The organism is Streptomyces sp. NPDC058697 (assembly GCF_042715345.1).
Lineage (GTDB): Bacteria > Actinomycetota > Actinomycetes > Streptomycetales > Streptomycetaceae > Streptomyces > Streptomyces liliifuscus.
Map to the genome: position 1 here is coordinate 107,190 of NZ_JBHXSU010000005.1, position 24,612 is coordinate 131,801.

A 24,612-nucleotide genomic window follows, 5' to 3' on the forward strand; every position below is an offset into this window, starting at 1 on the left:
CCGCCCGCCGCCGGCCGGGCGCCCGGGGGGCGCGGGGCCCGGGCCCGACATCCCGCCTCGTTGGCGCGGGGTGCGCGGGCCCCCCCCCCCCCCGACCCCCCCCCCACGACGCTTTTCCCTTGACACCCCGCCACCAACTCGGGACCCCGCCGTTCCCTCACGGTGTGACGTGTGGCACCATGCTGGCCACCCCCACCGGCACAGCCCTCACGGGAGACACTTCCTAGTGCAGCAATCCGCCGTTCCGGAACTGGCACACACGCACACCCGTCCGATCCACTGGCTGGCCACGGCGACCGCCCTCGCCGGAGTGGTCGCGGCCTCCGGCTTCCTGCAGCCCGACCGGGCCACCGCCGCCCAGCACGGCCCCGAGGCGAAGACGGCCCCGGCCGCCGTGGCGCCGCCCGACCCGGCCGGCGTCGAATTCCCGATCGAGTGCGGCCCCACCGAGGCCGCCGTCCAGAGACAGGCCTCCGGCGATCTCGACGGCGACGGCCGCCCCGAGACGGTCGCCGTGGTCCGCTGCGAGGCCGGCTTCGGCACCCCGCCCAGCGGTGTCTACGTCGTCACACGGTCCGCGGACGACCCGAAGCCCCGCGTCGTCGCCACGCTGGTCGACCCGAAGGACCGTATGAGCGTCAAGGACTTCGCCGTCCGTGACGCCACGATCACCGCGACCCTCCTCGGCTACTCGTCGCGCGACGTGCCGAGTTGCTGTCCGGACGTGACCGAGCGCGCCAAGTGGCAGTGGAAGAACGGCGCGTTCGTTCGCTCCACGCCGTCCGAGGCCCACAGCGTGTGAGAAGCGGGCCGGGCGTGAGAAATCAGACAGGTTGTCACGCGGAGTGGTCTTACGGTCACTCCGCGTCGGGACCGTAGACCTCGACCCTGTCCGAAACGCGACGTACATGGATGCAGTCGCCCGGACACTCCTTCGCGGAGTCGGCGACATCACGCAGAAGCGTCAGCGGTACGGGCGTTGTGGCGCCAGGGGCCTGCAGGAGCTCGTCCTGGGAACTCTTCACGTAGGCCAGGCCGTCGATGTCCAGCTCGAAGACCTCGGGGGCGTACTGGGCGCAGATTCCGTCGCCGGTACAGAGGTCCTGGTCGATCCAGACCTCAAGCCCCTCGCCGTCGACTCCGGCCTCCTGCTGCACGGTCTTTTCTCCTGCCGTTTCCTGCGCCGAGCGATCCGAGGACTTGGGAATCGGGCCAGCTCTGACGGGTGTTGAACACTTCGACCCTACCTCCGTCGGCTTCCCAATCATGTTGTGTGGGTATTCCACTGGCGTGAGGGAGAGCGCAAGGGTGAAGATCGGACACACCTCGACCGTCTTTGTGATCTAGGGGTTTCAATCGACACCCACCCAGGTAGGGTCTGGAAGCGTCCAGCTCCCCTTGGAGGAGGTGAGGACCGTGGCAGCCCACGACGACGACATGAACCGCGGCATCCGCCCGGGACGAGGGTCCGACGACCCGTCCGGGCAGATTGCCTACCTTGAGCAGGAGATCGCCGTCCTGCGACGCAAGCTCGCCGACTCTCCGCGACACACGAGGATTCTCGAAGAGCGGATCGTCGAGCTGCAGACCAATCTGGCCGGCGTGTCCGCGCAGAACGAGCGGCTCGCCAACACCCTCCGAGAGGCCCGCGACCAGATCGTGGCACTCAAGGAGGAGGTCGACCGGCTCGCACAGCCGCCGGCCGGCTTCGGTGTCTTCCTCGTGGCGAACGAGGACGGCACGGCCGACATCTTCACCGGGGGCCGCAAGCTCCGGGTGAACGTCAGCCCCAGTGTCGAGCTCGAAGAGCTCAGGCGTGGCCAGGAAGTGATGCTCAACGAAGCTCTCAACGTGGTCGAGGCCATGGAGTACGAGAGCGTCGGCGACATCGTCACCCTCAAGGAGATCCTCGAGGACGGCGAGCGCGCCCTCGTGGTGGGGCACACCGACGAGGAAAGGGTGGTGCGGCTCGCCGAGCCGCTGATGGATGTCACCATCCGCCCGGGCGACGCCCTGCTGCTCGAACCCCGCTCCGGCTATGTCTACGAGGTCGTTCCCAAGAGCGAGGTCGAGGAGCTCGTCCTCGAAGAGGTCCCGGACATCGGCTACGAGCAGATCGGCGGTCTGGGCGGCCAGATCGAGATGATCCGCGACGCGGTCGAGCTCCCGTACCTCTACCCCGACCTGTTCAAGGAGCACGAACTGCGGCCGCCCAAGGGCGTACTGCTGTACGGGCCCCCCGGATGCGGCAAGACGCTCATCGCCAAGGCCGTCGCCAACTCGCTGGCCAAGAAGGTCGCCGAGGTGACCGGACAGGCCACGGGCAAGAGCTTCTTCCTCAACATCAAGGGTCCCGAGCTCCTCAACAAGTACGTCGGTGAGACCGAGCGGCAGATCCGCCTCGTCTTCCAGCGTGCTCGTGAGAAGGCCAGCGAGGGCACCCCCGTCATCGTCTTCTTCGACGAGATGGAGTCCCTCTTCCGCACCCGTGGATCGGGCGTCAGCTCGGACGTGGAGAACACCATCGTTCCCCAGCTGCTCGCCGAGATCGACGGCGTGGAGGGCCTGCAGAACGTGGTGGTGATCGGCGCCTCGAACCGCGAGGACATGATCGACCCCGCGATCCTGCGTCCCGGCCGTCTCGACGTGAAGATCAAGATCGAGCGTCCGGACGCCGAGGCGGCCAAGGACATCTTCGCCAAGTACCTCACCGAGCGCCTCCCGCTGCACTCCGACGACGTCGGCGAGCACGGCGGCAGCAAGACCACCACGGTCCAGAGCATGATCCAGACCGCCGTCGAGCACATGTACACCGAGTCCGAGGAGAACCGCTTCCTCGAGGTCACGTACGCCAACGGCGACAAGGAAGTCCTGTACTTCAAGGACTTCAACTCCGGCGCCATGATCGAGAACATCGTCGGCCGCGCCAAGAAGATGGCGATCAAGGACTTCCTGGAGCACAACCAGAAGGGTCTGCGGGTCTCCCACCTGCTCCAGGCCTGCGTGGACGAGTTCAAGGAGAACGAGGACCTGCCGAACACCACGAACCCGGACGACTGGGCCCGTATCTCCGGAAAGAAGGGCGAACGGATCGTTTACATCCGTACGCTCATCACCGGAAAGCAGGGCGCGGACACCGGACGCTCCATCGACACGGTGGCGAACACCGGTCAGTACCTGTAAAAGACAGGGTGGCTGCGGGTGCCCTCACCGGGTACCCGCAGCCGACTGTTTTCCAGGGCACAGCTGGAGCTGAGCAATGACGCAAATGATCTCCCCACCAGCGCAAAGGCGCTCTAGGCTCTTCGGTACCGCCGAGTCGCGCAGTGCGGGGACGGGCACCGCACACGCACCGGAGCGCCAGCGGTACTTGAGCGGCGTCCCCGACCGAGGACGCCGCCGGGCAAGGAGGGCCGCATGACCGTACGGCGAGTAATGGGCATCGAGACGGAGTACGGGATCTCCGTCCCCGGCCACCCCAACGCCAATGCCATGCTCACCTCGTCCCAGATCGTCAACGCCTACGCGGCGGCGATGCACCGGGCCCGGCGGGCCCGCTGGGACTTCGAGGAGGAGAACCCGCTGCGGGACGCGCGGGGCTTCGACCTCGCCCGCGAGGCCGCCGACTCCAGTCAGCTCACCGACGAGGACATCGGCCTCGCCAATGTCATCCTCACCAACGGGGCGCGGCTGTACGTGGACCACGCACACCCGGAGTACAGTTCTCCCGAGGTGACCAACCCGATGGACGCCGTCCTGTGGGACAAGGCCGGCGAGCGCATCATGGCGGAGGCCGCGGAGCGCGCGGCCCAGCTGCCCGGCGCCCAGCCGATCCACCTCTACAAGAACAACACCGACAACAAGGGCGCCTCGTACGGCACGCACGAGAACTACCTGATGAAGCGGGAGACCCCCTTCTCGGACATCGTGCGCCACCTCACGCCGTTCTTCGTCTCACGCCAGGTCGTCACCGGAGCGGGCCGCGTCGGTATCGGTCAGGACGGGCACGAGCACGGCTTCCAGCTCAGCCAGCGCGCCGACTACTTCGAGGTCGAGGTGGGCCTCGAAACCACTCTGAAGCGCCCGATCATCAACACGCGTGACGAGCCGCACGCGGACGCCGAGAAGTACCGCCGCCTGCACGTGATCATCGGCGACGCGAACCTCTCGGAGATCTCGACCTATCTCAAGCTCGGCACGACCGCCCTCGTCCTGTCGATGATCGAGGACGGCTTCATCGCCGTCGACCTCGCAGTGGACCAGCCGGTGCGCACGCTGCACCAGGTCTCGCACGACCCGACCCTCAAGCGCCTGATCACGCTCCGCAGCGGCCGGACACTCACCGCTGTCCAGCTGCAGATGGAGTACTTCGAACTGGCGCGCAAGTACGTCGAGGAGCGGTTCGGCGCGGACGCGGACGAGCAGACCAAGGACGTGCTCACTCGTTGGGAGGACGTCCTGGGGCGCCTGGAGAGCGATCCCATGAGCCTGGCGGGCGAGCTGGACTGGGTGGCCAAGCGGGAGCTCATGGAGGGCTACCGGCGCCGTGACAGCCTCGAATGGGACGCGGCGCGGCTGCACCTGGTCGACCTCCAGTACGCCGACGTGCGCTCGGAGAAGGGCCTCTACAACCGCCTCGTGGCCCGCGGCAGGATGAAGCGCCTGCTGGACGAGCCGGACGTGGAGCGGGCCCGGACGAAGCCGCCGGAGGACACCCGCGCGTACTTCCGCGGGCGCTGTCTGGAGCAGTACGCGGACGATGTCGCGGCGGCCTCCTGGGACTCGGTGATCTTCGATCTGCCGGGCCGTGACTCGCTCCAGCGGGTCCCAACCCTCGAGCCGCTTCGCGGAACGCGTAATCACGTCAAGGAGCTCCTCGACCGCTGCCGTACGGCGGAAGACCTGGTCAGGGTCCTTTCGGGCGGCTGATCCGGCCGCCGCGGCCCTCGGGCCGATACGGCAGGGCGAGGTGGAAAGAGGCGGCGTCCGGGAATCATCGAGGTGGCCCCCGGACGTTGTAGCAACTGCGGGGCCGATGTCGGACCCTGCTTGTAGGGTCTGATCAAGAACGTCGAACCGAGCGGGGTGAGGGTTATGGCGACCAAGGACACCGGCGGCGGACAGCAGAAGGCGACGCGCAACACCGAAGAGGTCGAGGAGGCGCCCGAGGCGCAGGCATCCGAAGACCTCAAGGAGCGCCAGGAGAAGCTGTCGGACGATGTCGACTCCGTACTGGACGAGATCGACGACGTCCTCGAGGAGAACGCAGAGGACTTCGTGCGTTCCTTCGTCCAAAAGGGCGGAGAGTAACCCCGGTTGTCCGCCCCGGAGTCGGCCCGTTCCATCGGGTCGGCGCCGGGACGGATGACTGGCGTGGGTACGGGTATGGTCCGTGCACAGATTTGATGATCGGCTCGGCCGTCCCCGGCGGGCCGCCGCCTACGTGGAAGGACATCGCGTGGAAGCCAACCCTCGTAGCACCGGGCGTCTGCCGGCTGCCTTCCTGACGCCCGGCTCGTCCTCGTTCATGGACTTCCTGTCCGAACACCAGCCGGCCATTCTCCCGGGCAACCGGCAGTTGCCGCCCATGAAGGGCGTCATCGAGGCACCGCACGGGACCACGATCGTGGCCGCCACGTTCCCCGGCGGTGTCGTACTCGCGGGTGACCGTCGGGCCACCATGGGCAACATGATCGCCCAGCGCGACATCGAGAAGGTCTTCCCGGCCGACGAGTACTCGGCGGTGGGCATCGCCGGTACGGCCGGTCTGGCCGTGGAGATGGTGAAGCTGTTCCAGCTGGAGCTGGAGCACTTCGAGAAGGTGGAGGGCGCCACGCTCTCCCTGGAGGGCAAGGCGAACCGCCTCTCCACGATGATCCGGTCCAACCTCGGCATGGCCATGCAGGGCCTGGCCGTGGTCCCGCTCTTCGCGGGGTACGACGTGGACCGGGAGAAGGGCCGCATCTTCTCGTACGACGTGACGGGCGGCCGCTCCGAGGAACACGGCTTCGCGGCCACGGGCTCCGGCTCGATCTTCGCCCGCGGCGCCATGAAGAAGCTCTACAGCAAGGACCTGACCGAAGAGCAGGCCACGACGCTCGTCGTACAGGCGCTGTACGACGCGGCCGACGACGACTCGGCGACCGGTGGTCCCGATGTCGCCCGCCGGATCTACCCGATCGTCACCGTGATCACCGCAGACGGATTCCGCCGCCTCACCGACGACGAGTCCTCCGAGATCGCCCGCTCGATCCTGGAGCGGCGCCTTGAGCAGCCCGACGGCCCACGGGCCGCGCTGCTCTGACAGCGGACCTCTTGTCAAGGTGATCGAGTGACTTCCACAGAAAGGGACGGATAGCCGGTGTCGACGCCGTTCTATGTATCACCCCAGCAGGCCATGGCCGACCGGGCGGAATACGCCCGCAAGGGCATCGCCCGTGGCCGCAGCCTCGTCGTGCTGCAGTTCGCCGACGGCATCGTGTTCGTCGGCGAGAACCCGTCCCGTGCGCTGCACAAGTTCAGCGAGATCTATGACCGGATCGGTTTCGCTGCCGCAGGCAAATACAACGAATACGAGAACCTCCGGATCGGCGGCGTCCGTTACGCCGACCTCCGGGGCTACACCTACGACCGTGACGACGTGACCGCCCGCGGTCTGGCCAACGTCTACGCCCAGACCCTCGGCACGATCTTCTCCTCCGCGGCGGAGAAGCCGTACGAGGTGGAGCTGGTCGTCGCCGAGGTGGGCGAGACCCCCGACGGCGACCAGATCTACCGCCTTCCGCACGACGGGTCGATCGTGGACGAGCACGGCTCGGTCGCGGTCGGCGGAAATGCCGAGCAGATCAGCACCTACCTGGACCAGCAGCACCAGGAGGGGATGTCGCTCGCCGAGGCGCTCAAGCTGGCCGTTCAGGCGCTGTCGCGCGACACGAACGGTACTGAGCGGGAGATTCCCGCGGAGCGGCTGGAGGTCGCGGTGCTGGACCGTACGCGGCCGCAGCAGCGCAAGTTCAAGCGGATTACCGGGCGGCAGCTCGGGCGGTTGTTGGAGGAGGGTGGGGCTTCCACCGCTGCGGAGGCCGAGGACCCGGAGGACGAGGAGTGACCTCCTCGACCTGATTGGACTTGTGTGCCCTCGGCCTTTTGCAGGCCGGGGGCACACGGTGTTTGCGGGGGGCTCCGGCCGGTGGTCGTGTGCGGGTCGGTGGGGGCTTGTCGCGCAGTTCCCCGCGCCCCTTGGGGGGCAGGGGCCGGTGGTTGTGTGCGGGTTGTTCTGGGCCGAGCGCGCCGTTCCCCGCGCCCCTTGTGGGGGGCGGGTGTGCTGCCCCGTGAACCCTACGGGGCGGCTGGTGGAGCTGTGGAGGATCGGATTACCAGGTGTACCGGGATGTCCTCGGCGGTGGGCTCTCGGGCGTTGAGGACGGCCAGGAGGGCCTCCATGCCGCGTTCGCCGAAGAGGTCGGCGTCGAGGCGGACCGTCGTGAGTTCCGGGTCCAGGGCCGTGGCGAGGGCCAGGTCGTCGAGGCCGGTGACGGAGAGGTCGTCGGGGATGCGCAGGCCCAGGCGGCGGGCGGCCTTGTAGGCGCCGGCGGCCAGTTTGTCGTCGTCGCAGACCAGGGCGGTGGGGCGGGGGCCGGGAGCGGCCAGGGCCGTCTCGGCCGCGGCCAGGGCGCCCTCGATGGAGATCGGGGCCGGGGCCGTGCGGAGCTCCGTGCCCGGGACGGCAGCCAGACGCTCGGCGAGTTCGCGGGCGCGAATGTCGAAGGTCCAGGACGGGATGTCCGCCGCCAGGTGCAGGAAACGGCGGTGCCCGAGGCCCAGCAGATGCTCTGCGACCTGCCGTACGCCGTCGCGGATGTCGAGGTTGACCGTTGCCGCGCCCGTGCTGCCTGCCGGATCGCTGTCGAGCATCACCAGGGGCAGCTGGTCGCCGCGGATCGCCGTGAGGGCGTCGGCGGCCATGGAGGAGGCGATGACGCCGTCCAGGGCGGCCTGTGCGGAAGCGAACGGGTCCCTGGCCGGACCGATGCCCTCGGGGGAGGGGTAGAGCACCACTCCGAAGCCGTGCTTGGCCGCCACCCGGGCCGCGCCCGTGTAGACGCCGGCGAAGAACTCGGTCGTCAGGGCCGGGACCACCAGCAGGACCGTACGCGTGCTGCCCAGACGCAGGTTGCGGGCCGCCAGGTTCGGCCGGTAGCCGAGCTCCCGCGCGGCCTCCCGTACGCGCTCCGCCGTGCCCTCCGAGACCCGCCCGCGCCACTTGCCGCCGAGCACCAGCGAGACGGCCGCCTGGGACACTCCCGCGGCCTGGGCGACGTCACGGCTCGTGGGGCGGGGGCTGCCTGCTGCCACCGTCGACCTGTCTTTCTGCTGGACTCGCGGACAGCGCACATGGTACGTATGACCAGCGAAGTTATACGTAACACTTCCAACGCTTCCGGCGGCGCGGGTGGGACGACTCGGGCATTCTGGAGCCGAAAGGGGCGGGCCATGGCCACCGGCTATCTGGAGATTCTGCGGGCGAAACACGCCATGCGGCTGCTCGTCGGCACCCTGGTGGGACGGCTGCCGAACGCGACCTCCGCGATCGCCATCGTGCTGTTCATCCGCGCCGAGGGCGGCAGCTACAGCCTCGCCGGAGCGCTCGCCGCGGTCTACGGAGTGGCCAACGCCGTGGGCCAGCCGCTGCTCGGCCGCCTGGTGGACCTCTACGGCCAGCCGCGGATCCAGCTGCCCGCCGCGCTCGTCTCCGCCCTCGCCACCACCGTGTTCGCCCTCACCGGCACCGAGGCGCTCCCGCTCGCGTACGCCCTCATAGCCGTCGCCGGACTCTTCACGCCGCCCCTGGAGGGCGGTCTGCGGGCACTGTGGCCCTCCGTCCTCCGCAAGGAGGACCAGGTGCACACGGCGTACGCGATGGACGCCGTGGCGCAGGAGGTCATGTTCACCGTCGGGCCGCTGCTCGTGACGCTCTGCGTGGCCCTGTGGTCCGCGCAGGCCGCGCTGATCATCCTGAACGTCATCGGGGTGCTGGGCGCGCTCTCCGTGGTCGTCTCGCGGCCCTCGCGCGCGTGGCGTTCGGCGCCGCGCGAGGCGCACTGGCTCGGCGCGCTGCGCTCGCCCGGACTCATCGCCCTGCTCGGCGCGTTCCTTTTTGTCGGAATGGCGCTCGGTTCCATCACGGTCGCGAGCGTGTCGTACGCGGACGACCACGGCGGCGACGCGACGTACGGCTGGCTGATGTCCGCCATCGGGCTCGGTGCGCTCGTCGGCGGCACGGTCTACGGGGCGCGGCAGTGGGGCGGCGCGCCGGAGCGGCGACTGCGCGTGCTCGTCGCCCTTCTGGCGGTCTGTTATCTGCCGCTGATGCTCATGCCGGGTGTGGTCGCCATGACGGCGCTGATGGCCCTTGCCGGAGTCTTCCTCGCACCCTGTATCGCCTGCGCGTTCATCCTCGTCGACCGGCACGCGCCGCGGGGCACGGTCACCGAGGCGTTCTCCTGGCTTGTGACGACGTTCACCGTGGGAGCGTCCGTCGGGACGGGCCTCGCGGGACCGGTCATCGAGTGGGGCGGAGCCGTCCGGGGCTTCGCCGTATCGGCTGTCGCCGGAGGTGCCGCGCTGCTCGTTCTGCTGGCCACGGGACGGGTCCTCGCAGCTACGGGCGGGGGCACGGTGGTCGAGGGCGGTTCGGAAAATGATCGAAACGGTGCCCCCGAACCCCGTTTCAGCACAGGCCATCAGGCGTAATGTTCAGTCATGGACCGCCGCATTTTCGGGCTGGAGAACGAGTACGGCGTCACGTGTACGTTCAGGGGACAGCGACGCCTGTCTCCCGACGAGGTGGCGCGGTACCTCTTCCGCCGTGTCGTGTCATGGGGCCGCAGCAGCAATGTCTTTCTGCGAAACGGCGCCCGCCTCTATCTCGACGTGGGATCACATCCGGAATACGCGACACCCGAATGTGACAACGTGACGGAACTGGTCACCCACGACAAGGCCGGCGAGCGCATTCTGGAAGGACTCCTGGTAGACGCCGAACGACGCCTGCACGAGGAAGGAATCGCGGGCGACGTCTACCTCTTCAAGAACAACACCGACTCGGCGGGCAACTCCTACGGCTGCCACGAGAACTATCTGGTGGCCCGTCACGGGGAGTTCTCCCGGCTCGCGGACATCCTCATTCCGTTCCTCGTCACGAGGCAGCTCCTCTGCGGTGCCGGCAAGGTGCTGCAGACCCCGCGTGGTGCCGTGTACTGCGTAAGCCAGCGGGCCGAGCACATCTGGGAGGGCGTCTCCTCGGCGACGACCCGCTCCCGGCCGATCATCAACACCCGCGACGAACCGCACGCGGACGCCGAGCGCTACCGCCGGCTGCACGTCATCGTCGGCGACTCGAACATGTCCGAGACGACCATGCTCCTCAAGGTCGGCGCCACCGACCTCGTGCTGCGCATGATCGAGGCGGGCACGGTGATGCGCGACCTGACCCTGGAGAACCCGATCCGGGCCATCCGCGAGGTCAGCCACGACATCACGGGCCGCCGCAAGGTGCGCCTGGCCAGCGGCCGTGAGGCCTCGGCCCTAGAGGTACAGCGCGAGTACTACGAGAAGGCCGTGGACTTCGTCGAGCGCCGCGGTATCCGTACCGGCGTCGTCGACCAGGTCCTGGAGCTGTGGGGCCGCACACTCGACTCGATCGAGTCCGAGGACCTCGACCGGATCGGTACCGAAATCGACTGGGTGATGAAGTACAAGCTCATCGAGCGGTACCGCGCCAAGCACAACATGACGATGTCGCATCCGCGTGTCGCTCAGATAGACCTCGCCTACCACGACATCCACCGTCGCCGGGGTCTCTACTACCTGCTGGAGAAGCGGGGCCAAGCCGCGCGGATCTGCAACGACTTGAAGATCTTCGAGGGCAAGTCCGTACCGCCGCAGACCACTAGGGCCCGGCTGCGCGGCGACTTCATCCGGCGCGCCCAGGAACAGCGTCGTGATTTCACCGTCGACTGGGTCCACCTGAAGCTCAACGACCAGGCACAGCGCACCGTGTTGTGCAAGGACCCGTTCCGTTCCGTCGACGACCGGGTGGAGAAGCTCATCGCCGGAATGTGAGTCATGACGCGTCCGGGAGTGTTTCCGGAACGCAACGCGGGGCGCCGTACGTTTTCCGTACGGCGCCCTTCTCACGTCGTAGAGTTGCGCGCACGCCATCAACCAAGATCGACCGATACGAGGCCCCCACCGTGCGCCGACGCTCACTTCTCATCGCCGTCCCCGCTGGACTGGTCACTCTCGCCGGATGCGGTGACGACGACAAGTCGGACAAGGCCAAGTCCAGCGACAGCCCGTCCCCATCGGCTTCGCCCTCGGCCTCGGCGCCCCCGCCGCCGAAGATCGTCGACGGGCCGCTGCCGGGCATCACCGGTGGTGAGAAGTTCGGTGAGAAGCCCACCGTCGCCAAGGGCAGCGGTGACCCCTCGAAGGACCTCGCGGTCGAGACGGTCATCGTGGGCACCGGCCGGACGGTCGCGGAGAACGACTTCGTCCAGGCCCACTACCTGGGCCAGATCTGGTCCTCGGCGAAGGTCTTCGACAACTCCTTCGACCGCAAGACGCCGCTGGTCATCCAGCTCGCCCAGGGCCAGATCATCGACGGCTGGCGCTATGCCCTCGCGGGCAAGAAGGTCGGCAGCCGCGTCGAGATGGCCGTGCCCCCGACCTGGGGCTACGGCACGTCGGGCAACGCGCAGGCGGGTATCAAGGGCACCGACACGCTGGTCTTCGTGGTCGACATCCAGCAGGCGTTCAACGGCAAGAGCTCCGCCAAGGGGACGGCCGTCGCGCAGGACAACATCGACCTGCCGAAGGTCGGCACCAACACCGACGGCAAGGCCCCCTCCATCGAGGTGCCGAAGAAGGCCGCGCCGAAGAAGCTCGTCGCGAACTACATCCTGGAGGGTGACGGGGACGAGGTCGCCGAGAGCGACAGCCTCCTCGTCCAGTACAAGGGCGTGCTGTGGGCGGACGGCAAGGAGTTCGACTCCTCGTACAGCCGCGGGCAGCTCACGTCGTTCCCGCTCGCACAGGTCGTGAAGGGCTGGGCGCAGGGTCTGACCGGCAAGAAGGTCGGCAGCCGGGTCCTCATCGTCATTCCGCCGGCGCTGGGCTACGGAGACAACCCGCCGCAGGGCAGCAGCATCAAGAAGGACTCGGTGCTCGTCTTCTCCGTCGACATCCTCGCGAAGATGTAACGCCTTCGGGAATGCAAGACTGTCCGCGTTGCCTTGTCACAGAGGCGTCGCAAACACGTGCCGCAAACAAGCAGGAGCCAGAAAAGTGAGCATCGAGAAGCCCGAGATCGACTTCCCGGGCGGCGAGCCCCCGGCGGACCTCGAGATCAAGGACATCTGGGAGGGCGACGGCCCGGTGGCCCAGGCGGGCGACACCGTCTCCGTCCACTACGTGGGCGTGGCCTTCTCCACCGGCGAGGAGTTCGACGCCTCCTGGAACCGCGGTGCGCCGCTCCAGTTCCAGCTGGGCGTCGGCCAGGTCATCGCGGGCTGGGACAAGGGCGTACAGGGCATGAAGGTCGGCGGACGCCGTCAGCTGACCATCCCCTCGCACCTCGCCTACGGCGAGCGTGGCGCCGGTGGCGGCCGTATCGCGCCCGGCGAGGCGTTGATCTTCGTCTGCGACCTGGTCGGCGTCTGAGCCTTCGCGGCGGACCGGCCGGGGGAGACCTCCGGCCCGGTCACCACGAGAGCCCGAGTACGACCCGAGCACGACCCGATCACCACGAGGGCCCGAGCACGGCCCGGTGATCACGAAGGTCTGATCATGGTCCGGTCTTCGTACGCCGTGTGATCACGGTCCGACCGGACCCGATCACTTGGGGCCCATGCCAGTCCGGGCATGGGCCCTCGGCTTTTGCCACGACACCCCGGGGCGGTACGGTCATCGGTCGGAAGCATCATAGGGAAGGGCATCGATGGCCATTGCCAAGGCAGAGCGGCTGATGAACCTGGCGCTGTGTCTGCTCGGGACCCGGCGGCCGCTCAGCAAGCGTGAGCTCCGCGAGTCCATCGAGGCCTATCTGGAGGCGAGCTCGGACGACTCCTTCAACCGGATGTTCGAGCGCGACAAGGACGATCTGCGCGAACTCGGCCTGGTCATCGAGACGGTGGAGAACCTCGACGGCGAAGTCGGCTATCTGGCCCGCCGCGACAGCAACCGGCTGCCTCCCATCACCCTCGACGCCGAGGAGGCCGCGGCCCTCGGCCTCGCCGCCAAGGTCTGGCAGCAGGCCCGCCTCGCGGGCGCGGCGAGCGGCGCCCTGCAGAAACTGCGCGCCGCAGGCCTCCCCGAGGACGTAGATCCGTACGAGGCCCATGGCGCCCTCGAACCCCGCATCCCCGTCCACGAGGCCGCCTTCGAGCCCCTGATGCTCGCCTGCCGTGACCGGCGGCCCGTCGCCTTTGACTACCGCAAGGCCACCGCGGCCCGGCCCGAGCCCCGAGTCGTCGAGCCGTGGGCCCTGGAGTGCTGGCGCGGCCACTGGTACCTGGCCGGCTGGGACCGCGACCGGAGCGCCGAGCGGGTCTTCCGGCTCTCCAGGATCACCGGCAAGGTCCGTACACGCGGCGGAAAGTACACGGCCGAGGTGCCCGACGTCGTCACCGTGCGTGAGACCGTCGCGGGCTGGGCGGGGGACATCGCCGACCGCTCCGCGCTGATCCGGCTGCGATCGGGCTCCGGCTACCCCCTGCGGGCGAAGGCCGCCTCCGTACGGGAACTCGGTGGCGGGTGGGACGAGTTGGAGATTCCGTACGGGCACGGTCTGGATGCCTGGCTCGTCGAGTTCGGGCCCGACGTCGTCGTCCTGGAACCCGCCGAGCTGCGGGCCGACGTCGTCGACCGGCTGCGCGCCGTGGCCAAGGGCTGAGGGGGAACGTAAGAAAGTGGCAGGAAAACCGGCCAAGCCCACGAACGCGCTCGACCAGACCCGGCGGATGCTCTCGCTGGTGACATATCTGCGTGAGCGCCCCGGCGCCCGTGTCGAGGACGTCGCGCGGGCCTTCGGGATCACCGAGGACGAGCTGATCTCCGATCTCGACGTACTGCCGCTGTGCGGGACCAGCTTCCGCGGGGGCGACCTGCTGGACATCGACACCGACGGCGACCGGATCTGGTGGCACAACCCGGACGATGTCGCCGAGCCGCTGCGGATCGCCGCCGACGAGGCGACCGCGCTGCTGGTGGCCGCCCGGGCCGTGTCGACCCTGCCCGGACTGCGTGAGGGCGACCGGCAGGCGCTGCTGCGGGCCACCGCGAAGGTGGAGGCCGCCTCCGGAGAGGCCGCGGGGGCCAGCGCCCGGCTGTCGGTCACCTTCGAGTCCGAGGGCGGGGTCTTCGCCGACGTCGACCGGGCCATCTCCGAGCGCCGCAGGCTGTGGATCCGCTACTACTCGCCCTCGCGGGACGAGCTGACCGAGCGGGAGATCGACCCGATCCGCCTGGTCAGCGTCGGGCACACGTACGTGGAGGCGTGGTGCCGCCGCTCCGAGGCGCGGCGCACCTTCCGGCTCGACCGGGTCGCCGAGATCAAGATCCTCGACGAGGCGTCCGCGCCGCCCGAGGTCGAGCTGCGGGACCTCTCCGAAGGCCTTGTGCAGCCGGCCGCGGAGGATCCCGAGGTGGTCGTGGAGGTCGGCCCCGGCGGGCGCTGGGTCGCCGAGTACTACCCGCACGACAGCGCCGAGGAACTCCCCGACGGCGGCCTGCGCATCACCCTGCGCGCCCCCGACCCGGCGTCGCTGCGCCGGCTCGCGCTGCGGCTCGGCCGGGAAGGCCGGATCGTGTCGCCGGCGGAGGTCGCGGACAGCGCCCGGCAGGCGGCCCGTGAGGCGCTCGCGGCGTACGACGGACCGCAGGGCGCCGGCGAAGCAGGGGACCGGCCGCAGGACGTTCCCGGTACGCCTCGCGAGGGTGCCCCGGGTGCCCCGCTCGACGGCGGCGGGGGAGCGCAGCGCCCGGACGACGGGCCGCACGGAGTTCATGACGGGCTGTACGGCAGGCAGGAGCAAGGGCTTTGAGCGGGTCGGCGATGTCTGGTATCAGTGAAATGTCCGTGGCGTCCGCTTTCTCGGGGATGACAAGGGTGGATCCCGTGGTGTTCAAGGCCGCGTGCCCCGACTGCCGGGCCGGCTTCGAACTCTCGGCGAACGCTCTGCGCCTGGTCATCGGCGCCACACATCGGACCACTTTCTACTCCTTCACCTGCCCGGAGTGCGGCGCGGCGGTACGCAAGCCGGCCGGGGAGCGCATCGTCGAACTCCTCACCGGCGGAGGGGTCCGGGCCCTGCGGCTCCACGCGACGGTTCGCGGGGCTTAGGGTCGAGCCATGTTCTGGCCGATGTTCGCGATCGCTGTGGGTTTCCTGGGAATCTCCGTCCTCGGAGTGCTCGCCGTCCGTGTCTTTCTGGAGGCGGAGCGTCTGGGCAGGCAGGTCACCGAGTCCGCACGCAGGATCAGCCGCGCGGCCGAGGATCTGGAGCACGCGTCCGCCGGTGCGGCCCGCGCTGCGGACGCCCTCTGAGCCTTCCTGTCCGTGCGCTTTGAGTCACTCCGGCCTGTCTGGTTCGCAGGATCGGCAGGTACGCTGCTGGTCGCGGCCCGGAGAGCGAGGCGCCGACCGCAAACTGGGAGTACGCACAGGGATTGCCCCGCGTTTACCCCTGAGCGTTACGATCGCTGCCAGCACGACTGTCGGACAGACGTCCGACCGGTCGGGCAGCAACCCAACCACGCCGCCTCGGTGAGAAGGTAAAAGCTTATGTTCGGAAGGCTCGGCGCTCCCGAGATCATTCTCATCCTCGTCGTCATCATCCTGCTGTTCGGCGCGAAGAAGCTTCCGGACATGGCCCGCTCGCTGGGCAAGTCCGCCCGCATCCTCAAGAGCGAGGCCAAGGCGATGAAGACCGAGGGCAAGGACGACAGCGCCGCCCCGGCAGCCCCGCCGCACGACGACCAGTCCCAGGTCCAGCGCACCATCCAGGCCGCACCCGGTGACGTGACCAGCTCGCGCCCGGTCACCGAGCCGACGGACACGACCAAGCGCTGACGCAGGGCCGGTGACCGCCGGCCCCCTGCACGAGATGGGAACGTGGGTTGCTCAAGTCTGCCCGCAAGATCGAGGAGAAGGATCCGGAGGGGCGGATGCCCCTCGCGGAACACCTTCGTGAGCTCCGCAACCGGCTCGCGAAGGCGATGCTGGCCATCGTCGCCGTCACGGTCGTCGCCGCCTTCTTCTACAACGACATCATCAACTTCTTCACCGAACCGATCCTCGACTCGGTCGGTTGTGCGAAGTCCTTCGAGGAGTTGGCGAAGCAGCCCGACGACACCACCTGCGCGCAGATCACGATCAACGGTCTGCTCACGCCGTTCACCCTGGCGTTGAAGGTGTCCCTGATGGCGGGCGTCGTCTTCGCCTCGCCGATCTGGCTCTACCAGCTCTGGGCGTTCGTCGCGCCCGGCCTGCACAAGAGCGAGAAGAAGTACGCCTACGCGTTCGTCGCGACGGGCGTCCCGCTCTTCCTCGGCGGCGGATTCTTCGCCTACAAGGTGCTGCCCACCACCGCGAAGGTGCTGATCGAGTTCACGCCGTTCGGTGTGGACAACCTGCTGCCCCTGGACGACCTGCTCGACCTCGTCACGCGCATGGTGATCGTCTTCGGCCTCTCCTTCGAACTGCCGCTGCTCCTGGTGATGCTCAACATGACCGGGATCATCTCCGGCAAGCGCATGGCCGGCTGGTGGCGCGGCATGATCATGGGCATCACCGTGTTCGCCGCGGTCGCCACGCCCAGCACCGACCCGCTGACGATGATGGCGCTCGCCGGGCCGATCTGGATCCTCTACTTCGCGGCCACCGGCTTCTCGCTGCTGAACGACCGCCGCAGGGTCCGTCGCGAGGCCGAGGGACCGGACGACGACGAGGCCTCCGAGCTCGACCTCACCCCCGAGGACATCGGCGAGATCGAGTCCGTGTCGGCGAATCGCGCGCTCCCGGCGCAGGCGGACTCAGAGCACGACCGGATCAACGGCTACGACGACGTGACCTGACGCCGCCGGACGACCTTGTCGGCCGACACTGCCTGACGACGTTGTAGGGTCCGTGGCCGTGACCAGCGAGATCACCCTCTTCGTCAACCCCACCGCGGGACGCGGCCGGGGCGCCCGAGCGGCGCAGCCGGCCGCTTCCGCGTTGCGGGCCGCCGGCTTCTCCGTACGCACGGTCCTCGGCGAGAACGCCGAGGACGCCCTCACGCGCGCGCGTGCCGCCGTCGAGGCGGGCACGGGCGCCCTGGTGGCCGTCGGCGGCGACGGCATGGCGAACCTCGCCCTCCAGGCCGTCGCCGGGACCCGTACGCCGCTGGGTCTGGTCGCCGTCGGTACCGGGAACGACTTCGCTCGGGCCCTCGGACTGCCGGTGCGCGACCCCGCCGCCGCGGGACGGGTGGTCGCCGAGGCGCTCAAGGGGGCACGGCTGCGCGAGATCGACCTGGGGCGCGTCGGCGGCACCTGGTTCGGCACCGTCCTCGCCTCCGGCTTCGACTCACGGGTCAACGACCGCGGCAACCGCATGAGATGGCCCACCGGCCGCTTCAAGTACGACCTCGCGATGCTCGCCGAACTCGCCGCCTTCAGGCCCTTCCCGTTCCGGATCACCCTGGACGACGGCCAGGTCCGCGAGATCGAGGCGACGCTGGTGGCCGTCGGCAACGGATCCTCGTACGGGGGCGGGATGAAGATCTGCGCGGGTGCGGATCTCACGGACGGGCTCTTCGACGTCACCGTGGTCGGGGACTGCAGCCGCAGATCGCTGCTCCGGGTCTTTCCGAAGGTCTACAAGGGGACGCATCTCGGCCACCCCAAGATCACCGTGCATCGCGCGGCGAAGATCGAACTGGCTGCCGAGGGGATCACCGGATACGCCGACGGGGAGCCACTGGGGCCCCTGCCGCTGACCGCGGAATGCATACGCGGCGCGGTGCGGGTCGCCGGGCCCTGAGCGGCCGAGTACGGTCCCGAGGCGACTTCCTGAGCTGGCCGGACGCCGGATCCACAGGCTCCGATCGGATAATGATCGTCCTGTTGTCAGTGGTGGCCGGTAGTCTCGAATGCACGATGACAGAGGATCTCTCACCGGCCGAGCGGTACGCGGCAGCCCGTAAGCGTGCTGTCGAGCAGGCCACCGCGCTCGCGGACTTCCGCGAGATGTACGACTTCGGCCTCGACCCCTTCCAGATCGAGGCCTGTCAGGCCCTCGAAGCGGGCAAGGGTGTTCTCGTGGCCGCGCCCACCGGCTCGGGCAAGACGATCGTCGGTGAGTTCGCCGTCCATCTCGCCCTCCAGCAGGGCAAGAAATGCTTCTACACCACGCCCATCAAGGCACTGTCGAACCAGAAGTACGCCGACCTGAGCCGTCGTTACGGCGCGGACAAGGTCGGCCTGCTCACCGGCGACAACAGCGTCAACTCCGATGCACCGGTGGTCGTGATGACCACCGAGGTCCTGAGGAACATGCTGTACGCGGGCTCACAGACCCTCCTCGGCCTCGGGTACGTGGTCATGGACGAGGTGCACTACCTCTCGGACCGCTTCCGCGGCGCCGTCTGGGAGGAAGTGATCATCCACCTCCCCGAGTCGGTGACCCTGGTGTCACTGTCGGCGACGGTGTCGAACGCGGAGGAGTTCGGCGACTGGCTCGACACCGTCCGCGGTGACACCGAGGTGATCGTCTCCGAGCACCGGCCCGTGCCGCTGTTCCAGCACGTGCTCGCCGGACGCCGGATGTACGACCTCTTCGAGGAGGGTGAGGGCCACAAGAAGGCCGTCAACCCCGACCTCACGCGCCTGGCGCGCATGGAGGCCAGCCGTCCGTCGTACCAGGACCGCAAGCGGGGCCGCGCCATGCGCGACGCCGACCGGGAGCGCGAGCGGCGGCAGCGGTCCAGGGTGTGGACGCCGGGGCGGCCCGAGGTCATCGAGCGGCTCGACTCCGAAGGGCTGTTGCCCGCCATCACGTTCATCTTCAGCCGCGCCGCCTGCGAGGCCGCCGTCCAGCAGTGCATGTACGCGGGGCTGCGGCTGAACGACGAGGAGGCCCGGGAGAGAGTCCGCGCCCTCGTCGAGGAGCGCACGGCCTCCATCCCGACCGAGGACCTCCACGTCCTCGGCTACTACGAGTGGCTGGAAGGCCTGGAGCGCGGCATCGCGGCCCACCACGCGGGCATGCTGCCGACGTTCAAGGAAGTCGTCGAGGAACTCTTCGTACGCGGCCTGGTGAAGGCCGTGTTCGCCACCGAGACCCTCGCGCTCGGCATCAACATGCCCGCCCGCTCGGTGGTGCTGGAGAAGCTCGTCAAGTGGAACGGCGAGCAGCACGCCGACATCACCCCCGGCGAGTACACCCAGCTCACCGGCCGGGCCGGCCGCCGCGGCATCGACGTCGAGGGCCACGCCGTCGTGTTGTGGCAGCGCGGCATCAACCCCGACCACCTCGCGGGCCTCGCCGGCACGCGCACGTACCCGCTGCGCTCCAGCTTCAAGCCGTCCTACAACATGGCGGTGAACCTCGTCGAGCAGTTCGGGCGGCACCGCTCGCGCGAGCTGCTCGAGACATCCTTCGCGCAGTTCCAGGCCGACAAGTCGGTCGTCGGGATCTCCCGCCAGGTGCAGCGCAACGAAGAGGGTCTCGAGGGCTACCAGGAGTCCATGACCTGCCACCTCGGGGACTTCGAGGAGTACGCGCGGCTGCGCCGCGACCTCAAGGACCGCGAGACCGAGCTGGCCAAGCAGGGCGCGTCGCAGCGGCGCGCCGAGGCGGCCGTCTCCCTGGAGAAGCTCAAGCCGGGTGACGTCATCCACGTCCCGACCGGCAAGTTCGCGGGACTCGCACTCGTCCTCGACCCGGGGCTGCCCGCCGGGCGGTCCAACGGCCACCGGGGCTTCGAGCACCACGACGGGCCGCGCCCCCTCGTCCTCACCGCCGAGCGGCAGGTCAAGCGGCTCAACACGACCGACTTCCCGGTGCCCGTCGAGGCGTTGGAGCGGATGCGCATCCCGAAGTCGTTCAACGCGCGCTCGCCGCAGTCGCGCCGCGACCTCGCCTCGGCGCTGCGCACCAAGGCCGGACACATCGTGCCCGAGCGGCACCGCAAGCGCCGCGCCGAGGCGGCCGACGACCGCGAGATCGCCCAGCTGCGCACGGCGATCCGGGCCCATCCCTGCCACGGCTGCACCGACCGCGAGGACCACGCCCGCTGGGCCGAGCGCTACCACCGGCTGCGGCGGGACACCGCCCAGCTGGAGAGCCGCATCGAGGGCCGGACGAACACCATCGCCCGCACCTTCGACCGCATCGTCGCGCTCCTGACCGAGCTGGACTATCTGCGCGGCGACGAGGTCACCGAGCACGGCAAGCGGCTCGCCCGGCTGTACGGCGAGATGGACCTGCTCTCCAGCGAATGCCTGCGCGAAGGAGTCTGGGAGGGCCTCGGACCGGCCGAACTGGCCGCATGCGTCTCGGCGTTGGTGTACGAGTCCAGGGTCGGCGACGACGCGATGGCACCGAAGCTGCCGTCGGGCAGGGCGAAGGCCGCGCTCGGCGAGATGGTCCGCATCTGGGGCCGGCTCGACGCCCTGGAGGAGGACTTCCGCATCACCCAGACCGAGGGCGTCGGTCAGCGCGAGCCCGACCTGGGCTTCGCCTGGGCGGCGTACGAGTGGGCGTCGGGCAAGGGCCTCGACGAGGTGCTGCGCGAGGCGGAGATGCCAGCCGGTGACTTCGTCCGCTGGTGCAAGCAGGTCATCGACGTGCTGGGACAGATCTCGGCGGCGGCACCGGTCTCGTCCGGGGCGAGCTCTACGGTCGCGAAGAACGCGCGCAAGGCGGTTGATCAGTTGCTGCGGGGAGTGGTGGCTTACTCGTCGGTGGGGTGAGGCGGTGGGCGGTGAGTTGGTGGCGCGGGGCGGGGCCGGGGGTGTGTGCGGGGCTGGGCCGCCTGGGCGGGGTATGGCCGCCTGAGTGGGGTGGTTGCGCCGACGCGGCTCGCTGGCTGCCGTGGGTGTCGCGGTGAGATGGGTGTTGCCTGGCCTCTCGGGGGCGCCTCGCGGGCCTTGGAGGGCTTGGGGGCCTTGGGGGCCTTGGGGAGTGCTGGGGGCGGTCGGCGGGCTCGGCAGGCGGCGGTCGGGGCCGGCGGGGCGGCGGGGTGCTGGGGCGCTGGGCGGCCTCGGCGGGCGTGCGGGGCGCGGCTTGTGCGGCTCGTACGGATGCCTGTGCTTGGGCACGATTGGGCCGTACCGCTGCCCGTCGGGCGTGCGTCGGCCGGTGCCGTCGGGTGCGTGCCGCGCCGCTGTCGGGGGGCGTGCGACGGGCCGCTGACGTCGGGCACGCCCGGGAGGCTGCCGGAGCGCTCACCGCCACGGCCGTTCCCGTCGTTCTCCCGCAGGGCTCCAGTGGATCTCCCGGGGCGCTCCCCGGCGTAGGTGCAGGCTTCGCTCAGGAACGGCTGAGGAGTTGCCATGCGCTTCCGAGTACTGGGTCCTGTCTGCCTCGAACCCCGCACACCGTCCGCGCCCAAACAGAGGGCGGTGCTCGCGGCCCTGCTGGTACGCGCCGGAGCCGTCGTGCCCGCCGGTGCCCTCTTCGACGAACTCTGGCCGGACGGGCCGCCCCGCACCGCCGCCACGACTCTCCAGGTGTACGTCTCCCATCTGCGCAAGGCCCTCACCCAAGGAGGCCACGGCCGGGGCCCGTTGGAGACCCGGCCGCCCGGATATCTGCTCCGGGTCGAGCCCGGCGAACTGGATCTGCGACGGTTCGAGGAGCTGCTCTCGCGCGGCCGAGCCGCCTTCCGGGCCTGCGACTTCATGGCCGCGTCAGAGGCGTTGGCAGAGGCTCTCGGTCTGTGGAGCGGGCCCGCGCTGTCCGGCGTCCCGCAGGGTGAGGTGCTGACGGCGGCGGCCGTACGGCTCGACGAACTTCGGCTCGAAGCACTGGAGTTGCGGATCGAGGCCGACCTGCGGCTCGGCCGCCACCACGAGGTGACGGGTGAGCTGATGGAGCTGGCCCGCGCCCATCCGCTGCGCGAGCAGCTGCACTGTCAGTTGATGGAAGCACTGCGCCGGGCGGGCCGGACCACGGACGCGCTGCGCGCCTACCGCGCCGTACACCGGTCGCTGCACGACGAGTTGGGCGTCACACCTGGGCCGGCCCTGATGCGGTTGCACGCGCGTGTGCTCAGTGCTCACGCGTCCGAGCCGGTCACCGCCGCCACCGCCACTGCCTCCGCAGCTGTCGTTGCCGCCCCTATCGGCCGGCCCCGCGCAGGTTCCAGGCGAGCCAGCGGCGGACCGCTCCCGGATGTCCGGGCGATCCGTGCACATCGTCGATCACTTTGACGCGTACGTCGGGCACGGCGGTGCGCAGGAGGTCCGCGTCGCGGGGCGGGATGATCTCGTCCCGGGCGCTCGTCACACAGCGGACCGCCGCGCCGACCGAACGCAGTTGGTTCTCGGTGAGGGCGAACTCCAGGAGCCGTGAACGGAGTTCGGTCTCGTCCCGGGCGTCGGTCAGCCGGCGCAGGGTGTCTTTGGTGATGCCCGGGACCCGCTCCCACCACGTCGCGTCGGTGAAGAAGCCGGCGACCGGCGGGCCGACCGTCAGGATCCGGCGGACGCGCGGGTCCTCGGCGGCGGCCCGCAGTGCCATGTGCCCGCCGAAGCTGAGGGACAGGAGCGTGGCCGTGTCTGTGCGGGCCCGGGGCGACAGGTGGTCCAGGAGCCAAGGGATCAGGCGCCAGGAGTCGGCCGTGTAGCGCTGGGTGTTCTCGCCCACCCCGGGGAGCTCGGTGACCACGGCCGCGTAACCGAGCTTGGTGAGCCGGGGCAGCAGGGGTGCCCACTGCTCCTTGACGCTGACGATGCCGCCCATCATGAGGAGAAGGGGGCGGTGGGAGCGGCGGTGCGTGTCCAGGCCCGCCGCCCATGCGTGCAACGTGCCCTCCGGGTACGGGAGTTCGAGGCGCTCGATGCCTCCGTGCGTCCGCCGCCAGGTGTCGAAGGTGGCGACGGCCGTCTGCTGTGCGTGGCGCCGGGGATCGTCGTACGGGTAGGGGAAGCGGGCCAGGGTGTAGTGGCGGCAGGCCGCCAACAGGCGGCCACGGTCGGCCAGTTCGTCGCCGCGCAGCCGCCAGACGCGGGTCCAGGAGTCGGCCGCGTCGGGGGCGTCGGTGCCGATACGGGCCAGGATGCGGGCCGTTCCGCGGGCGCCGACGCCCTGGTTGCGGGCGTGGAGGCGGGCGAACTCCTTGAGCTCACCCAGGTGGTCGAGCGCGGCCCGGGAAGCACCCTGCTGTTGGAGCGGCTGGTCGAGCCGGTCCGGGGCGTCGAGGTGGCCGAGGTGGTCGAGGTGGTCGACAGGCGTGACGTGGTCGGTGGGGTGGCGGTCGGGCATGTGGTGTCCTTCCGGCGTGGGGTTCAGAGGTGTTCCAGCGCGAAGCCGGCTTTGATCCACTTGCTCGACTCCACGGCCACGGCCAGGGCCTTCTGACCGCTCGTCATTTCCCGTAGCAGGCGTTCCAGTTGGAGGAACGGCAGGGCGTTTCCGTTGTTGCCGGTGTCGGCGACGCAGGAGATCTCGCGGGCCTCGGGCACGCCCAGTTGCTCGGTGATCAGGCGGGTCATGCGTCCGGAGAGTTGCGGGGGCAGCAGGAAGTCGAGGTCCCCGGCCGCCCAGCCCAGGCTGTCGAGCAGCTCCCAGAGGATCTCGACGGCCATCGTCGGTACGGACTCCTCGATGGCCTTGTAGTCCTCGATGAGTGCCTGACGCGGTTCGTCGCGGTCGGCGAGGCCGAACCAGTCGATGATCTGGCCCGGCTCACGCCCCAGCCCCGTACAGCGGTTGAGAACCCGGCGCAGCGCCACGGCCCGGTCGCCCGGACGCGAACTGAGGACGGCGGCCCCCGCGCCGTCGCCGAACAGCACGCAGTTCACGAGGTCCCCCGGAGCCGCCTCGGAGAGGTCGCGGCGCAGGTCCAGATGCTTGGTGCAGACGTCGCCGCCGATCGCCAGACCGGTCGTGAACTCACCGCTGCCTATGAGGTGCCGGGCGACGGACAGCGCCTGGACCGCCCCCGCGCAGCCCGACTGCAGCTGGAAGGTGGGCAGTTGGTCGAGGCCGAGCTGGTCGGCCACCTGGTTGACCGTGGCCGGCATCAGATGGTCAGGCGTCGCGGTGCCCAGGACCAGGAACTCCACCTCCACCGGGTCCGTCCCGGCGTTCTCCAGCGCGTTCGCCGCCGCGTCGGCGCAGAGGTCCGCCAGGGTCCAGCGGATGTCGCCGCTCGTCAGATCGCGGGCGAAGTGCCGGGTGCGGGTGCCGATGAAGACGTCGATCCACTCCTCGTTGACCCCCAGGGCGGCGGCGAGCGCGGTGTTGTCGACAGGCTCGCCGGGCAACGCCGATCCGGCGGACATGACGTGGACGGAAGGGCCGGAAGGATCGGAAGGGGTGCAAGGAGCGGATGGGCCGGG

The 24,612-nt window shown here is 69.5% G+C and carries 23 protein-coding genes; 19 read left to right on the forward strand and 4 right to left on the reverse strand.

All coding sequences use genetic code 11. The features are described from left to right. Positions 1–226: 226 nt before the first annotated feature. Positions 227–802: a hypothetical protein gene (locus tag ACFWXQ_RS14100; protein ID WP_384083781.1), complete on the forward strand. Its 576-nt coding sequence runs from the start codon at positions 227–229 to the stop codon at positions 800–802. A gap of 55 nt (positions 803–857) precedes the next feature. On the opposite strand, the gene ACFWXQ_RS14105 is transcribed toward ACFWXQ_RS14100, so the two are convergent. Then, positions 858–1,157: a ferredoxin gene (locus ACFWXQ_RS14105; protein WP_055618382.1), complete on the reverse strand. Its 300-nt coding sequence runs from the start codon at positions 1,155–1,157 to the stop codon at positions 858–860. A 259-nt stretch (positions 1,158–1,416) separates the two neighbouring features. On the opposite strand from ACFWXQ_RS14105, the gene arc reads away from it, so the two are divergent. From arc to prcA, 5 genes are all read left to right on the forward strand, one after another. After that, positions 1,417–3,183, forward strand: a complete 1,767-nt coding sequence (gene arc, locus ACFWXQ_RS14110) for a proteasome ATPase (protein ID WP_055618381.1) — start codon at positions 1,417–1,419, stop codon at positions 3,181–3,183. 234 nt (positions 3,184–3,417) lie between these two features. Next, positions 3,418–4,929, forward strand: coding sequence for a depupylase/deamidase Dop (gene dop, locus ACFWXQ_RS14115; RefSeq protein ID WP_383952222.1), 1,512 nt, complete (start codon positions 3,418–3,420; stop codon positions 4,927–4,929). A gap of 165 nt (positions 4,930–5,094) precedes the next feature. Beyond that, the gene (locus ACFWXQ_RS14120; protein WP_030932625.1) at positions 5,095–5,310 is read left to right on the forward strand and encodes a ubiquitin-like protein Pup; all 216 of its coding nucleotides are present in this window, start codon (positions 5,095–5,097) and stop codon (positions 5,308–5,310) included. Positions 5,311–5,458: 148 nt separating this feature from the next. Continuing rightward, positions 5,459–6,304: a proteasome subunit beta gene (prcB, locus tag ACFWXQ_RS14125; protein WP_362077747.1), complete on the forward strand. Its 846-nt coding sequence runs from the start codon at positions 5,459–5,461 to the stop codon at positions 6,302–6,304. 57 nt (positions 6,305–6,361) lie between these two features. Then, complete coding sequence (gene prcA, locus ACFWXQ_RS14130; RefSeq protein WP_383952219.1) at positions 6,362–7,108, forward strand: proteasome subunit alpha; 747 nt, start codon at positions 6,362–6,364, stop codon at positions 7,106–7,108. Between the two features lie 230 nt (positions 7,109–7,338). On the opposite strand, the gene ACFWXQ_RS14135 is transcribed toward prcA, so the two are convergent. Beyond that, entirely contained in the window at positions 7,339–8,355 is a 1,017-nt protein-coding gene (locus ACFWXQ_RS14135) for a LacI family DNA-binding transcriptional regulator (RefSeq protein WP_383952217.1), read from the reverse strand. 138 nt (positions 8,356–8,493) lie between these two features. On the opposite strand from ACFWXQ_RS14135, the gene ACFWXQ_RS14140 reads away from it, so the two are divergent. The 13 genes from ACFWXQ_RS14140 (at position 8,494) to ACFWXQ_RS14200 (ending at position 22,479) form a co-directional block, all read left to right on the forward strand. After that, the gene (locus tag ACFWXQ_RS14140; protein ID WP_383952215.1) at positions 8,494–9,753 is read left to right on the forward strand and encodes an MFS transporter; all 1,260 of its coding nucleotides are present in this window, start codon (positions 8,494–8,496) and stop codon (positions 9,751–9,753) included. 9 nt (positions 9,754–9,762) lie between these two features. Then, a complete protein-coding gene (gene pafA, locus ACFWXQ_RS14145) occupies positions 9,763–11,124 on the forward strand; it encodes a Pup--protein ligase (protein ID WP_143635636.1) in 1,362 nt (453 codons plus the stop codon). A 131-nt stretch (positions 11,125–11,255) separates the two neighbouring features. After that, complete coding sequence (locus tag ACFWXQ_RS14150) at positions 11,256–12,263, forward strand: FKBP-type peptidyl-prolyl cis-trans isomerase (RefSeq protein ID WP_307526364.1); 1,008 nt, start codon at positions 11,256–11,258, stop codon at positions 12,261–12,263. Positions 12,264–12,348: 85 nt separating this feature from the next. Further along, a complete protein-coding gene (locus ACFWXQ_RS14155) occupies positions 12,349–12,723 on the forward strand; it encodes an FKBP-type peptidyl-prolyl cis-trans isomerase (protein WP_383952213.1) in 375 nt (124 codons plus the stop codon). A 277-nt stretch (positions 12,724–13,000) separates the two neighbouring features. Next, entirely contained in the window at positions 13,001–13,954 is a 954-nt protein-coding gene (locus tag ACFWXQ_RS14160; RefSeq protein WP_383952211.1) for a helix-turn-helix transcriptional regulator, read from the forward strand. Between the two features lie 16 nt (positions 13,955–13,970). Next, positions 13,971–15,104 (forward strand): helix-turn-helix transcriptional regulator, encoded by a 1,134-nt coding sequence (locus ACFWXQ_RS14165; protein WP_383952209.1) that lies wholly within the window; start codon positions 13,971–13,973, stop codon positions 15,102–15,104. 11 nt (positions 15,105–15,115) lie between these two features. Next, positions 15,116–15,403 carry a hypothetical protein gene (locus tag ACFWXQ_RS14170; protein WP_359941572.1) on the forward strand — a complete coding sequence of 96 codons (288 nt, stop codon included), beginning with the start codon at positions 15,116–15,118 and terminating at the stop codon, positions 15,401–15,403. Between the two features lie 9 nt (positions 15,404–15,412). Beyond that, positions 15,413–15,607, forward strand: coding sequence for a hypothetical protein (locus ACFWXQ_RS14175; RefSeq protein WP_055615502.1), 195 nt, complete (start codon positions 15,413–15,415; stop codon positions 15,605–15,607). Positions 15,608–15,844: 237 nt separating this feature from the next. Next, a complete protein-coding gene (tatA, locus tag ACFWXQ_RS14180; RefSeq protein ID WP_200399357.1) occupies positions 15,845–16,132 on the forward strand; it encodes a Sec-independent protein translocase subunit TatA in 288 nt (95 codons plus the stop codon). A 47-nt stretch (positions 16,133–16,179) separates the two neighbouring features. Beyond that, entirely contained in the window at positions 16,180–17,136 is a 957-nt protein-coding gene (gene tatC / locus ACFWXQ_RS14185; RefSeq protein ID WP_383952206.1) for a twin-arginine translocase subunit TatC, read from the forward strand. A gap of 58 nt (positions 17,137–17,194) precedes the next feature. After that, positions 17,195–18,085: a diacylglycerol kinase gene (locus tag ACFWXQ_RS14190; protein ID WP_386268236.1), complete on the forward strand. Its 891-nt coding sequence runs from the start codon at positions 17,195–17,197 to the stop codon at positions 18,083–18,085. Positions 18,086–18,156: 71 nt separating this feature from the next. Next, the gene (locus ACFWXQ_RS14195; protein WP_383945010.1) at positions 18,157–21,018 is read left to right on the forward strand and encodes a DEAD/DEAH box helicase; all 2,862 of its coding nucleotides are present in this window, start codon (positions 18,157–18,159) and stop codon (positions 21,016–21,018) included. A 582-nt stretch (positions 21,019–21,600) separates the two neighbouring features. Then, positions 21,601–22,479 (forward strand): BTAD domain-containing putative transcriptional regulator, encoded by an 879-nt coding sequence (locus ACFWXQ_RS14200; protein WP_383945012.1) that lies wholly within the window; start codon positions 21,601–21,603, stop codon positions 22,477–22,479. Here ACFWXQ_RS14200 and ACFWXQ_RS14205 read toward each other — a convergent pair. Next, positions 22,388–23,533, reverse strand: coding sequence for an alpha/beta fold hydrolase (locus ACFWXQ_RS14205; protein ID WP_383945014.1), 1,146 nt, complete (start codon positions 23,531–23,533; stop codon positions 22,388–22,390). The two genes, ACFWXQ_RS14200 and ACFWXQ_RS14205, sit on opposite strands and share 92 nt — an antisense overlap. A gap of 23 nt (positions 23,534–23,556) precedes the next feature. Next, on the reverse strand, positions 23,557–24,555 hold the full coding sequence (locus ACFWXQ_RS14210) for a 3-oxoacyl-ACP synthase III family protein (protein WP_383945017.1): 999 nt from the start codon (positions 24,553–24,555) through the stop codon (positions 23,557–23,559). Positions 24,556–24,612: the final 57 nt, after the last annotated feature.

What these genes read in the sequence shown, in the direction of transcription:
- ACFWXQ_RS14195 (WP_383945010.1), top strand. Translation starts at nt 18,157, where the DNA reads ATGATCGTCCTGTTGTCAGTGGTGGCCGGTAGTCTCGAATGCACGATG.
- dop (WP_383952222.1), top strand. Translation starts at nt 3,418, where the DNA reads ATGACCGTACGGCGAGTAATGGGCATCGAGACGGAGTACGGGATCTCC.
- ACFWXQ_RS14160 (WP_383952211.1), top strand. Translation starts at nt 13,001, where the DNA reads ATGGCCATTGCCAAGGCAGAGCGGCTGATGAACCTGGCGCTGTGTCTG.
- ACFWXQ_RS14210 (WP_383945017.1), bottom strand. Translation starts at nt 24,555, where the DNA reads ATGTCCGCCGGATCGGCGTTGCCCGGCGAGCCTGTCGACAACACCGCG.
- ACFWXQ_RS14175 (WP_055615502.1), top strand. Translation starts at nt 15,413, where the DNA reads ATGTTCTGGCCGATGTTCGCGATCGCTGTGGGTTTCCTGGGAATCTCC.
- ACFWXQ_RS14170 (WP_359941572.1), top strand. Translation starts at nt 15,116, where the DNA reads ATGTCTGGTATCAGTGAAATGTCCGTGGCGTCCGCTTTCTCGGGGATG.
- pafA (WP_143635636.1), top strand. Translation starts at nt 9,763, where the DNA reads ATGGACCGCCGCATTTTCGGGCTGGAGAACGAGTACGGCGTCACGTGT.
- ACFWXQ_RS14120 (WP_030932625.1), top strand. Translation starts at nt 5,095, where the DNA reads ATGGCGACCAAGGACACCGGCGGCGGACAGCAGAAGGCGACGCGCAAC.
- ACFWXQ_RS14205 (WP_383945014.1), bottom strand. Translation starts at nt 23,533, where the DNA reads ATGCCCGACCGCCACCCCACCGACCACGTCACGCCTGTCGACCACCTC.
- tatA (WP_200399357.1), top strand. Translation starts at nt 15,845, where the DNA reads ATGTTCGGAAGGCTCGGCGCTCCCGAGATCATTCTCATCCTCGTCGTC.
- ACFWXQ_RS14200 (WP_383945012.1), top strand. Translation starts at nt 21,601, where the DNA reads ATGCGCTTCCGAGTACTGGGTCCTGTCTGCCTCGAACCCCGCACACCG.
- ACFWXQ_RS14140 (WP_383952215.1), top strand. Translation starts at nt 8,494, where the DNA reads ATGGCCACCGGCTATCTGGAGATTCTGCGGGCGAAACACGCCATGCGG.